At 53.8% G+C, this 12566-nt stretch carries 10 protein-coding genes; 9 read left to right on the forward strand and 1 reads right to left on the reverse strand.

Annotated features, from left to right (window positions below; genetic code table 11):
• Positions 1-72: 72 nt before the first annotated feature.
• From EDM59_RS24875 to cysC, 8 genes are read left to right on the forward strand one after another with little or no spacing between them, the layout of a single operon-like run.
• A complete protein-coding gene (locus tag EDM59_RS24875; protein ID WP_122926076.1) occupies positions 73-885 on the forward strand; it encodes a sirohydrochlorin chelatase in 813 nt (270 codons plus the stop codon).
• Entirely contained in the window at positions 851-2467 is a 1617-nt protein-coding gene (locus EDM59_RS24880) for a nitrite/sulfite reductase (protein WP_122926077.1), read from the forward strand. Before EDM59_RS24875 ends, EDM59_RS24880 begins: the two co-directional genes overlap by 35 nt.
• Before the next feature lie 33 nt (positions 2468-2500).
• Positions 2501-2740, forward strand: coding sequence for a DUF3906 family protein (locus EDM59_RS24885; protein ID WP_122926078.1), 240 nt, complete (start codon positions 2501-2503; stop codon positions 2738-2740).
• 25 nt (positions 2741-2765) lie between these two features.
• Positions 2766-4253: a uroporphyrinogen-III C-methyltransferase gene (gene cobA / locus EDM59_RS24890; RefSeq protein WP_246011230.1), complete on the forward strand. Its 1488-nt coding sequence runs from the start codon at positions 2766-2768 to the stop codon at positions 4251-4253.
• Positions 4254-4290: 37 nt separating this feature from the next.
• Positions 4291-5376, forward strand: coding sequence for a sulfate permease (locus EDM59_RS24895; RefSeq protein ID WP_122926080.1), 1086 nt, complete (start codon positions 4291-4293; stop codon positions 5374-5376).
• Entirely contained in the window at positions 5373-6092 is a 720-nt protein-coding gene (locus EDM59_RS24900) for a phosphoadenylyl-sulfate reductase (RefSeq protein WP_122926081.1), read from the forward strand. The genes EDM59_RS24895 and EDM59_RS24900 overlap by 4 nt, the downstream gene beginning before the upstream one ends.
• A 46-nt stretch (positions 6093-6138) precedes the next feature.
• A complete protein-coding gene (sat, locus tag EDM59_RS24905) occupies positions 6139-7290 on the forward strand; it encodes a sulfate adenylyltransferase (protein WP_122926082.1) in 1152 nt (383 codons plus the stop codon).
• A gap of 14 nt (positions 7291-7304) precedes the next feature.
• Positions 7305-7910: an adenylyl-sulfate kinase gene (cysC, locus tag EDM59_RS24910; RefSeq protein ID WP_122926083.1), complete on the forward strand. Its 606-nt coding sequence runs from the start codon at positions 7305-7307 to the stop codon at positions 7908-7910.
• A 60-nt stretch (positions 7911-7970) separates the two neighbouring features.
• On the opposite strand, the gene EDM59_RS24915 is transcribed toward cysC, so the two are convergent.
• Positions 7971-9257, reverse strand: coding sequence for a hypothetical protein (locus EDM59_RS24915; protein ID WP_122926084.1), 1287 nt, complete (start codon positions 9255-9257; stop codon positions 7971-7973).
• A 169-nt stretch (positions 9258-9426) separates the two neighbouring features.
• Here EDM59_RS24915 and EDM59_RS24920 point away from each other — a divergent pair, with 169 nt between their 5' ends.
• Positions 9427-12483, forward strand: coding sequence for a DNA translocase FtsK (locus EDM59_RS24920; RefSeq protein WP_122926085.1), 3057 nt, complete (start codon positions 9427-9429; stop codon positions 12481-12483).
• The last annotated feature ends 83 nt before the right edge of the window (positions 12484-12566 follow it).

Here is a 12566-nt window from a genome sequence, read left to right on the forward strand (position 1 = left end):
AAGGGAAAGGCAATTATAATTCCGAGTAAACACATATGATTTATCTAATAAAGGTGAATAGGGGAGAATTCAATGGGGGAAACCGCGGTTCTGTTACTTGCACACGGTTCACCTGATCCGGATTGGCTGGAATTGGTTGAATCAGCAGTTCGGCAGTGCCGTCTCGACTTGCCCGTTCGAGTAGCCTTTCTCGGTGGCGTAGAAGGTCGCAGCATTCCGGAAGAGCGAGAGCGTCTGGAGCGATCTGGAGCGAAGCGAATTATCGCGGTGCCGCTCTTTGTCACAGCAGGCAGCTCGCATGTGAATGAAATTCGAGAGCTGCTGGGACTGGAAACCGGGCATCAGGGGGCAGCGACAAGCACTTGTCGTCAGGGGCGCTCGAGAATCGTGTGGTGCTCTCCATTGGAGGATCATCCGGTGGTGGAAAAGATTGTCGCATCGCGTATCCAGACGTTAGCCAGAAATCCTCGCACCGAATCCCTTCTGTTGGTAGGTCACGGAAACGAATCAGCCGTGGGCGGGGCCAAATGGGAAAGGATGCTGCAGAGACTGACGCTGCGTCTGCAAAACAGGTTCCTGTTTGCGGCGGCCGGTTACGGTACGCTGCGCCCGGATACGTTGCGCGAACAAGCCCGCTTGTTGGCTGACAAAGGGGAGCTCATCGTCGTACCGCTTTTTGTTAGTCAGGGTTACTTCACTCGCAAAGCGATCCCGCAAAAACTGGACGGACTCTGTTACCGCTATGACGGAAGTGCGTATCTTCCGCATCCTTTGGTGGCGGAGTGGATCAGTCAATCGGTGCGCGCAGCAGTAGGAAATGACTTTTTCACACAAAGGGGAGTGTATGAGAATGGCAGAGAGAAAACAGTGGAAATGGGCAGATGATCCATCGTTGAACAAGATGGAATTCACCAAGCTTGAGAAAGACGGATTGGACGTCATTGAAACGATCGTCAACACGTATTCCAAAGAAGGCTTCCAATCGATTGAATCTTCTGACATGGACCGCTTTAAATGGGCAGGTGTCTACCAGCAGCGTCCCAAAGACGGGCATTTCATGATGCGTGTGCGCATTCCCGGCGGGATCCTGAACAGCGAGCAGGCACGTGCCCTGGCGAAAATCGCAGTAGATTACGGGCGTGACCTGGTCGATGTAACCACGCGGCAAGCCGTGCAGTTTCACTGGCTCACCGTCGAGTCGCTGGCTGATATATTTGAGCGACTCGCAGCTGTAGGTCTTTCCTCCTTCGAGGCTTGTGGAGACTGCCCGCGTCAGATCATGGGCAATCCGCTTGCTGGGATTGATCCGTATGAAGTCCTGGACACACGTCCCCTGGTGGCTGAGCTCGAAAGATTTTTCCTGTTGAATCGGGAGTTTTCCAACCTCCCTCGCAAATATAAAATTTCCATTTCCACCAATATACACAATGCAGCCCATGCGCAAATCAACGATCTGGCTTTCACGCCAGCGAAGAAGACGATCGCCGGGGAGGAAGTCATCGGTTTCCATGTTTGGGTAGGCGGCGGGTTGTCGGCCAAGCCGCATTTGGCGAAAAAGCTGGATGTCTTTTGCCGACCTGAAGAGGTGGTGAAAGTAGCGGAAGGCGTCACGACTTTGTTCCGCGATTTCGGTTATCGTCAAAAGCGCACCCATGCCCGTCTGAAATTTCTCGTCGCAGATTGGGGAGCAGAGAAATTTAAAGAAGAGCTGATCAACCTCGTCGGTGAACTGGAAACCGAAGGCGAAGATTTGCTGAAGGGCTGGAATGGGGGCTATTTCTACGGCATTCACGAACAGCGGCAGGCAGGGCTGTACTATGCAGGTCTCTCCGTTCCGGTTGGACGGATGAATGCAGCAGAGCTGATCGAGCTGGCGCGTCTGGCAGATGAGTACGGCGATGGTACGATTGGTACCTGCAACACACAAAACGTGCTGATCCGCAACATTCCACAAGAGAAGGTGGCGGCTTTTCAGGCAGAGCCTCTCATCGTCAATCGCTTCAAGCTGACTCCGAACACCTTTGTCGGCTATGCGGTATCTTGTACGGGTACGGAGTATTGCAACCTGGCAATCGTCGAGACAAAAGAACGGATGCGTTCCCTGGCGCTCTACTTGGATGACGCTGTGACGCTGGATACGCCTTTGCGCATTCATATGATTGGCTGCCCGAACTCTTGTGGCCAGCGTCAAATTGCGGATATCGGTTTGCAGGGTGCATTGGTCAAAACCCCTGCTGGCATGGTCGAGGCGTTTGACATCCACGTAGGCGGTACCTTGGAAGAGGCACAGTTCAACCGCAAGCTGAATGCACGCATCACGGTAGATAAGCTGGGTCCTTTCCTGGCTCAACTGATCACGCTCTACAAAGAGGATCGCCAAGAGGGCGAGCAGTACTGGCGCTATGTAGAACGAGTAGGCTTGGAACGCATTCAGGAACAAGTGGATTCCATTTTGCAGACGGCGTAAATACCAGAATGGCAGCAGAAATGAGGGACCGGCATGACGGAAGAACAAACAGAGAGCTATCTGTACAAATTGGAAGCGGAGCTGGAGGAAGGGCGACTGCTGACGGTGATCGTCCTCGCCAAATCAGACGAGCGAGCATTCAGCACTGCTGAGAACAATATTTTGCGGCATACGATTTCACCGCCGCACATCAAACAGCTGAGTCTCGTCGAGAAGAAGCCGATCGGCAGACAAGGGGTAGGGTACGTCATCGAGACTTCCCATTTCGGATAAACAAAAGACCAGCGAGGGAGGGAGCATGATGACGAGAGGCAGTGTATGGTTTGTCGGGGCAGGACCAGGTGACCCGAAGCTGTTGACGATCAAAGGAATGGAAGCACTTAGTCGGGCCGACGTGGTGGTTTACGACCGTCTGGCAAATCCGCTGCTCCTGACGCACGTCAAGCCGCATGCACGACTGGTGTACTGCGGAAAGGAAGCAGATCGGCACACCTTGCCGCAGGAAGAGATCAACCGGCTGCTGGTCCAGGAAGCGCAAAGCGGTCATACCGTGGTCCGGTTAAAAGGGGGTGACCCCAGCATGTTCGGGCGTGTGGGAGAAGAGGCGCAGATGTGCCTCGAGCACGGAGTTCCGTTTGAGATCGTGCCGGGGATTACCTCGGGCATGGCTGTGCCGCTCTATGCAGGTATTCCCCTTACGCATCGGGAGTACAATTCGTCTGTTGCATTCGTCACCGGTCATCTTTGCGAGAAAAATGCAGGCAAAGAACCGGATTGGCGGGCGCTCGCCTCGATGGAAACGCTCGTGATCTACATGGGGGTCAAAAATTTGCCGTACATCAAAGAGCAGCTGCTTTTGCACGGCAAGCGTGCGGATACCCCTGTTGCGCTCGTGCGCTGGGGCACCCTCGGAAAACAGGAAACCGTATCGGGAAGGCTGCAAACCATTGATCGAACAGTGGTGGAAGCGGGATTTAAGGCACCTGCCATCATCGTCATCGGAGAGGTCGTTCACCTTCGTGAAACCCTGAACTGGTACGAGAAAAAGCCGTTATTTGGTCAGCGAGTGGCGGTCGCTTCCCGCCGGACGGAGGGGAGAGGACTGATCCAAGAGCTGGAGCTTCTCGGTGCAGAAGTCTGGCCGATTCCGCTTCGGGAACAGCCTGCGTCATCACAAGGGCTGAGCGGGGATGCTGCTGCGTATGAATGGCTGGTTTTTGATGGCGTTCAAAAGGTTCGGGATTTTTTTCGGGAACTGTCGAGTCGGCGTTTCGATATTCGTCAGCTGACAGGCAAGATCGCGGCGGTCGGTAAAGAAACAGCGGCTTTATTAGAGGAAAAGGGCTTATATCCTCAGCATGTGTTTGAGAGTACAGTCCAGACTTCTGATCTGCATCAAGCGTTGTCCGCGAGAAGTGGCGAGCGAATCCTGCCTATCACGAGCGAATCAGGCACAGGCATCTTACAGGCGGAAGAAAGCGCGGCACACCGTGTATCGGCCGCCGCGCTCGAGTGGGATTGGCAGCACCCGGCAGCGGGCTGGTTCGCTTCGGAATCGTTCGACTTGTTGGCAACCGACGATCCAGCTGCGTTGTTCGCACTGGCTCAGTTCGCAGGTGAAGACTGGCAGAAGAGACGCCTTTTGTGCCTCGGTGAGGATGCGATTGCACAAGCGAAAAATATGGGCTGGGACGCAGTTGTAGAATGTGCGGAGGGAACAGAGCAGCTCGCGAGTGTATTCGCTTCGCTGCAAACAGGAAAAGAAGCAGCACACCTCTATTCGTAATCGTTAGACGGTCGTGTGATTGGAGGTGTTCGATCCCGTGGGGTGGAGTTATGCTGCGATTGCGATTGCCTTGTTTTTTGCCATGAATATTGGAGCGAGTGGAACAGCGGCCTCTATGGGGGCAGCTTATGGGAGCGGGGCCGTTCAAAATAAGCGAATGGCCATGGTATTAGTAGCCGTTGCTGCACTGCTAGGAGCCGTGCTAGGTGGCGGCGAGGTCGTCAAAACCATCAGTGGAGGCATTATTCCATCCAATCTGATGATCGTCGAGACTGTTGTCATCGTTCTGGCTTCTGCTACCCTGACCTTGTTCGGAGCCAATCTGCTGGGAGTCCCGCTTTCGACCAGCGAAGTGACGGTAGGCTCCATCGTCGGGGTCGGTCTTGCCTATCAGTCGATCTACCTGCAGAGCCTGCTCGTGATTGTTACCTTTTGGCTGATCATTCCGGTTGTCGCTTTTTTCGGCGCGTATGCCATCGGCAAGCTCATCCACCGAATCAACGTGCGGTACCCTGATCTGCAAAAGAAAGGGACGAACACGGAGCGCTGGCTTCGCTGGCTGTTGGTAGGCTGTGGTGTGTACGAAGCTTTTTCAGCAGGGATGAACAATGTGGCGAATGCAGTAGGGCCATTGGTAGGGGCAGGCTTGATGAACACAGATTCCGGCATTTGGATCGGGGGAGCGGCAGTCGCTGTCGGCTGTCTGGCATTGGGCGGAAAGGTGCTGGAGACCAACGGGAAGAAAATCACGTCGCTCTCGCTCTTGCAGGGAAGTGCCGTGTCGGCGACAGGAGGAACATTGGTGATCGTCGCCTCGCTTTTCGGGATTCCGGTGCCGCTGACGCAGGCGACGACCTGTGCCATTTTGGGAGTAGGGACAGCGGAGAACGGCTTCAAGCTTTGGCAGAAGGGGATTATCAAGCAAATTATCATGGTTTGGATCGTCTCTCCCGTCTCTTCCCTTGCCGTTTCCTTTGCTTTTGTGCATGTGTTCCTTCGCTCCGATCTCTACATGCTGGTAGCGCTTATCAGCGTTTTCGTAGCGACACTGGGGTTTATCGGATTGATACGCCTCATTCGCAGGGAAAATAGTTCGATCAATGATCAAGGAGGCGGCATATGAGCCAATGGAGTTATGCTACAGCAACCGACGAACGACTCGCGGTCCTCAACAAGGAGCTGGGAGGCGGCGACACGCTGGATGTCATCAAATGGGCGTATCAGACGTTTTCTGATGATTTGGTCTACTCTTGCAGCTTTGGGGCAGAAGCGATGGTGCTCATCGATATGATCAGCGATGTGAAAAAGGATGCGAAAATCGTTTTTCTGGACACCCATCTTCACTTCCAGGAAACGTATGACCTGATCGAAAAAATACGTGCGCGCTATCCCAAATTGCAAATTACGGTCAAACAGCCACAGCTGACACTGGAACAGCAGGCAGCCCAATACGGGGATGAGCTATGGCTGCGTCAGCCGGATCAATGCTGTCAGATTCGCAAGGTCGAGCCGATGGATCAGGCACTCCGAGGCGCTGTTGCTTGGTTGTCCGGTCTGCGTCGTGAACAGTCTGCGACTCGGGCCAATGTGCAGTTTGTCAATCGCGACGAGAAGTTTGAATCGCTGAAAATTTGTCCGCTCATCCACTGGAAATCCGAAGAAGTATGGCAGTACATACGGATTTTTGAGCTGCCCTACAATGCTTTGCACGACCAGAGCTACCCGAGCATCGGGTGTGCGCCTTGCACGCGTGCAGTTGCACCTGGGGAAGACGAGCGCGCAGGCAGATGGGCGGCGCACTCAGGAAAGACGGAGTGCGGTCTTCACTTGGCGAAGTAAAAACAACCTGAGGACAAGAGAAAATAGAAATAAGGGGTGGGAATGGATGAGTGGAAGCACACCACACGGAGGCGTATTGGTCAACCGGTTTCATCCGGAAGCCAATCTTGCGCAAGCGAAAAAAGAGGTAGAGCTGGATGGTTTTGCCTTATCTGATCTGGAGCTGATTGCCATCGGTGCATTTAGCCCCATCACCGGTTTTTTGGATCGTCGAGACTATGAGTCTGTCGTCGAACGGATGAGGCTGGCCGATGGAACCGTTTGGAGCATTCCGATCACACTGCCTGTGTCAGAAGGGGTGGCTGGAGGATTGCAAATCGGCGAGCAGGTTCGGCTGGTTCATCAGGGAATCGTGTACGGCTTGCTCGAGGTCACGGACATTTTCCAGCCAGATAAAAGGGCAGAAGCTCGGCTGGTATACGGAACAGACGATACAAACCATCCAGGCGTGAAAAAACTGCTGGAGCGCCCTGACGTCTATCTCGCCGGTCCGATCACGCTCGTAAAAAGGACGGAAAAAGGGGAGTTCGCCAGCCATTACTTTGATCCGGCGGAAACCAGGGCGCTCTTTGAGGAGAAAGGCTGGAGGACGGTCGTCGGGTTTCAAACGCGAAACCCTGTACACCGTGCCCATGAATACATTCAGAAGTCTGCCCTGGAAATCGTCGATGGTCTTTTCTTGAATCCGCTAGTCGGGGAGACAAAGGCGGACGATATTCCAGCCGACGTGCGGATGAAAAGCTATCAGGTGCTGCTGGCGAAATACTATCCGGCATCCCGTGTGCAGCTGGCTGTGTTCCCTGCCGCGATGCGCTATGCAGGTCCGCGTGAAGCCATTTTCCATGCCATGGTCCGTAAAAACTACGGCTGCACCCACTTTATTGTAGGGCGTGATCATGCAGGTGTGGGAAATTACTACGGCACCTACGACGCTCAGCATATTTTCCGCAACTTCACAGCGGAGGAGCTGGGGATCACGCCGCTCTTCTTTGAAAACAGCTTCTATTGCCGCACGTGCGGGAACATGGCGTCGAACAAAACCTGCCCGCATGACGCCGATCATCACGTAGCGCTGTCTGGTACGAAAGTGAGAGAGATGCTGTCGCGCGGAGAAGCTCCGCCGCCAGAATTCAGCCGTGCGGAAGTGGCTCGCGTCCTGATCGAGGGATTGCAGGCGCCGGTTAGTGCCAGAGACTAGGAGGTGCGTGAGAGATGAGCAGAGAGGGAACAGCCAATATCGTGTGGCACCCGACGACGGTGACCAAGGAAGATCGCCAAAAGAGAGCGGGACATAAAAGCTGCGTAATCTGGTTCACGGGTCTGTCAGGGGCGGGCAAGTCGACGCTCGCCAATGCCGTGGAGCACGAGCTGCATCAGCGGGGGCTGGCGAGCTATGTGCTGGATGGAGACAACATTCGCCATGGCTTAAACCGCGGACTGGGATTTTCAGCGGAGGACCGGAAAGAGAACATCCGGCGAATCGGTGAGGTTGCGAAGCTGTTTGTGGACGCTGGCGTGATTACGCTGACCGCGTTTATCTCCCCTTACTTGGAAGACCGTGCTCTGGCACGCAGCTTGGTGGCAGAAGGAGAGTTCATCGAGGTCTACGTCAAATGCTCGCTGGAGGAGTGCGAGCGTCGGGATGTGAAAGGCTTGTACGAAAAGGCCAGAAAGGGAGAGATCGGACAGTTCACAGGTATCTCTTCCCCGTACGAGGAGCCGATAGCCCCTGAGCTGGTGATCGAGAGCGGGACGCTGTCGGTTGAGCAATCTGTGGCGACAGTCATCGATTACCTGCACCAAAGAGGGATCATCTGATCGAAAAGAAAAAGCACGGCGCCCAATGAGCGTCGTGCTTTCTTTTGCGAGAGGGAAGTCTTAGGGAGCAGGAGTAGCTGGTACTGCTACTGCATCTGCTTCTTCCGCTTCCAGCTCAGCTTCCCATTCTTTTTGCCATTTGTGCTGCTCCAGCAAGCTTTCCGCTACGGGGCGCATGAAGCCTTTGTCGCTGAAGTTGTTGATTGCCTTTTCATCGGCGTAGAGCTGCTCTACAGTCAAGCCCGCATCTTTCGCAGGTACTTCGTATTTCGTGGCTTTTCCGAAGTTGTACGCGTATTGGTCAACTTCCAGGCCAACGGTCAAAGCTTGCTTCATCTCAGGAGTTTGGAAGGTTACGTCCAGCGAGCTCTTTTGATGAACTGCCATTTTCGCATCGTCGATGTAGAAGTCAAGGTTCCATGCGAGACCTTGGAAGCCTTCTTTCTTCATTTCCTCTACGATTTTTTCTGGTGTGTACACTTTGGTAGTTTCGTCCAGCCATTTTTTAGCAGACTGGATTCCTTCCGTTACGGCTGCTTCTGCCTGCGTGCGTTTTTCTGCTTCGGTCGTTTTGCCCAGCTCAGGATTCAGCTCTTCTTGCAGGGAGTTTGCGAGTACCATCATGTCGATCGCAAAGTCTTTCACGTCTTTGCTAGCAACGGCATCGTTCGCTGTGAAGAAGAACATTTTCACCAGTTCTTTGGCATCGATCTTGATGTTGATGTGGGTCGCCTGCACTTTTTCACCGTTCGGCAGGTTGACTGTTTCTACACCCAGATTTTTGGCGCTGGAGAAGGTGTATCCGTATTTGGCGATGTATTTTTTCACGAAGTTAATCGTGAGGTCGTTCATTTTATCCTGATATTCTTTCAGCTTGACCGGATCTGCCTCAGAGTCGCTGTAAACACCGAGAGCATTGGTAGTATCCGCGCTGATTTTCAGGTACTTGCTATCGAGTGGCGATTTTGCGTAAAAATCGTCGTTGTTCACGATCAGTTCTACGGAAGCCTTTTTGTCGCCATCCCACAGCTTGTTGTCACGAAGCAATTTATCGTCATTGACTTCGAACTGCACCTTTGTGTTTTTCAAATCCAGCTGGGAGCCTTTTACGTTCACACCAGCTTTGAGTGCAGCGAGCAGAGCTGTTTCATCATTGTCTACAGTTGTTTCTCCGAAAGCTGCCGGCAATTTATCGACGTCGCCTGTCAGCTTCAGAGTCCCTTGATAATCATAGTTCGGCTTTTCAATAGACGCCACGATCGAATCACGGACCAAGGAAGCTTCACCTGAGCAGCCCGTTAGAACCAGCATCCCCGCAACCAGCAGGGCGCTACCTTTTTTCCACATATTGTTGTTCCTCCCCTATGTATCCTTTTGCAGTCCCACTTTTATCTACGTTTGAAATGGGAAAAGGTTTCGCAAATACGGAAAAAAATCACAATCTCGCAAAATTCCAATCTGTTTCATGGTAAGATGAAAGGGAAAAGATGGTTAGCGAAAGAAAGGGCGTTGCAACATGTGGTCGTGGCTTCAAAGGCTTTTGAGCTATTTTCAGAGCGATGATGATGAAGAACAACAGCAGCGGATAGATAACGACTCTCGTCCCTCCGTTCCATCAGCTCCCCGACAGCTCCAAGCGAAAACGAAAAGCATTTATCCGAAAGAGCGTGCGAACACACGGAGTGACAACGAGCTCGCTCGGGAAAGAGAACGGTATTTTCGTTTTCCAGTGGTTCCAGACGAATATCCAGAGAAAAAGCGAAAGGACAAGCAGGTAGATGGCCAAGAGGTGATGCGCGAGCGCGAGCAAAGGCTGTCTACACGCGAGCGGCAGCAAGGGCCGTCTTTGCGCGACAACCCTCCTGTTCAAAGTCCAAGCAGGAATATAGACACGGTTCGTAATCAGGAAAAGCCAAAATCCTTTCCAGAAAAACAAGCAGAACGTGCAGTCCGACATGCCGAACCGCGTCCGGAGCAGCCGCCTCGCGTTCGCCAGCCTGATGAGCCGAAGAAAGCGTACAAGCCCTCCGAGATTGTCTCCCCGGTCTATGGCAAGATCACACCTGCTACGCGTGAGGAAGAGCATCGGATCCACACGACAGCGGGGATCGTGTACCCGCGCCTCGAGCAGGAAGAGCATTTAAACCAGCTGAAGCTGTGGGACCAGCTGCAAGCGGGAGGCAAGGGACCGGCCGAGGAGGAGTACGCGTCCGATCATCCTGCAGAGATAGTTGAAACGAATGTGGCGATCGGGCTGGATGAGACTGATGTTCGGGAGCTGTCTGCAACCGATGAGCTGCGAGAAGCTCCGATCGAAGTAGCGGCTTCAGCAGTCGAGTGGGAAACCGCGCGCGAGGAAGTAGTCAGTGCTGCAATAGAGGTAGAATCAGTAGAGTCAGTAGAATGGATCAAAGCAGAGAAAACAGCTGCGGAGTCTCACAGCTCTAGAATTCAAGAACAGGAGCAGGGCAACGGGACTTCCGAGACCGAAGCTCCTGTTCTTCCTGAAGGCAGGGAGGAAGAGGCGCTTGCGGAGCACGAAGAGGGTGCTTTCTCCTTAGAGAGTTTGGAAGAGGACGGCACGGCAATCGCGCAGATGGCGACTGAACCAGTAGATCTGATCGAGCTTGAAGAAGAGGCAGTAGCGGAGCTTGAAACTGCGCAAGAAGCAGAGCAGGGGGACGACTTGGATTCCGCAGTGGAAGTGAGTATTCCTTTGCTAGAATCTGACCCTGACCAAAACCCGGTGATCGAGCTGGAGCCTGAACCAGAACCAGAGCAGTCGCCTGACACGGATGCAGAAATCCCGCGTGTAGCTCCCCCCGTTGAGGAAAACTCAGCTGGGCCAGAAAAGGAAGAGACGCATGAGCTTGCGGAATCGGATCGTTACACGGATACCGCCGATGAGGTTGCCTTTGCACCTGCAGCAGCCGAAGCGCATATCGCTGCCAGCAGGCAGACCGATTACGCATCGGATGTGGCACGGCTGCTGGAACGAGCAGGCATGGACGCGCCAGAGGCAGTTCCGGATATCGCTATCTCGCAGCCGTTGAGCAGCCCACCGCTGCCAAGGCATGTGGAGACAGCAGGAGCTGGATCTGTCCCAGCAGCCCGGGAGGTCGCAGCTGTCTCCGAGCGAGCTGGTCAGGAAGAACAGGAGCCGTCCTATGAATTGCCTCAGCTGGATCTGCTCAATCCGGGCCAGGTACCGAGTGACGATGATGACGAGCATACACAGCTGCAAAAGCTTCTGCTGGAAGAGACGCTGTCCAATTTTAACGTTAGCGCACAGGTAGTCGGTATCGTCAAAGGTCCTTCGGTGACCCGATTTGAGCTGCAGCCCGCTCCTGGCGTCAAAGTGAATAAAATTACCGGCCTGATCGACGATATCAAGCTCAATCTGGCAGCAAAGGATATCCGTATCGAAGCGCCGATCCCCGGACGCAACGCAATCGGGATTGAGGTGCCGAATCTATCGAGCCGCCCTGTCATGATCAGCACGATCATCGGCTCCGACAAGTTCCTGGGGCACAGCTCTCCGTTGGCTGTTGCATTGGGGATGGACATCGGGGGAGAGCCGATCATTGCGGATATTAAAAAAATGCCGCATGGCTTGATCGCAGGCTCTACAGGTTCAGGTAAGAGTGTGTGCATCAACTCGATTATCGTCAGCTTGCTGTACAAGGCGACGCCAGAACAGGTACGCCTGCTGCTCATCGACCCGAAAATGGTGGAGCTGGCACCGTACAACCATCTGCCGCATCTGGTTACGCCGGTCGTCACGGAGGCGAAGCAAGCGACGGCTGCTCTCAAATGGGCCGTAGAAGAGATGGAGAAGCGCTATGCTCTGTTCGTGGATGCAGGCGTCAGGGATATCGATCGTTACAATCAAACGACGGATGATCAGCTTCCTTATATTGTCATCGTCATTGATGAGTTGGCCGACCTGATGATGGTCTCTCCGCAGGACGTGGAGGATTGCATCATTCGGATCGCACAAAAGGCGCGCGCGTGCGGCATTCATCTCTTGCTGGCGACACAGCGGCCATCTGTAGATGTCATTACCGGAAACATCAAGGCGAATGTGCCGACGCGATTGGCGTTTGCCGTATTTTCACAGGTCGACTCCCGGACGATCCTGGATCAGTCTGGTGCAGAGCGCCTGTTGGGACGCGGTGATATGCTGTTTTTGGAGAGCGGCACGACGCCGATTCGCCTGCAAGGGAATTTCGTCTCCGATGACGAGATTGAGCGCATCACCCAAGTGATCAAAAAACAACGCAAGCCTTCCTATATTTTCAGCAAGGAAGATTTGGAGCAGCAGGTTCAGTCCTTCGATGCGGGAGATGATCCGTTGTATCTGGAAGCCTTGGTGTTTGTGGCAGAGCAGGGCCAGGCATCTGCATCCGGCTTGCAGCGCAGATTCCGCGTAGGATACAACCGGGCTGCCCGCCTGATCGAAATGATGGAAGCGGATGGATATGTAGCAGGACAAAGCGGAGGAAAGGCTCGCGCGGTGCTGATTACCCGTGAGGATGCCCAAGCGGTCGTAGAAGGCTCCACTTTGTTGTAGAGCAGACAAAAGGAGAGCGGCAAAAGCTGCCTCTCCTTCTGCATGGAACGAGTTGCCTAAATATTCGAAAATATAGTATGCTA

Source organism: Brevibacillus nitrificans, from assembly GCF_003710965.1.
Classification (GTDB): Bacteria; Bacillota; Bacilli; order Brevibacillales; family Brevibacillaceae; genus Brevibacillus; species Brevibacillus centrosporus.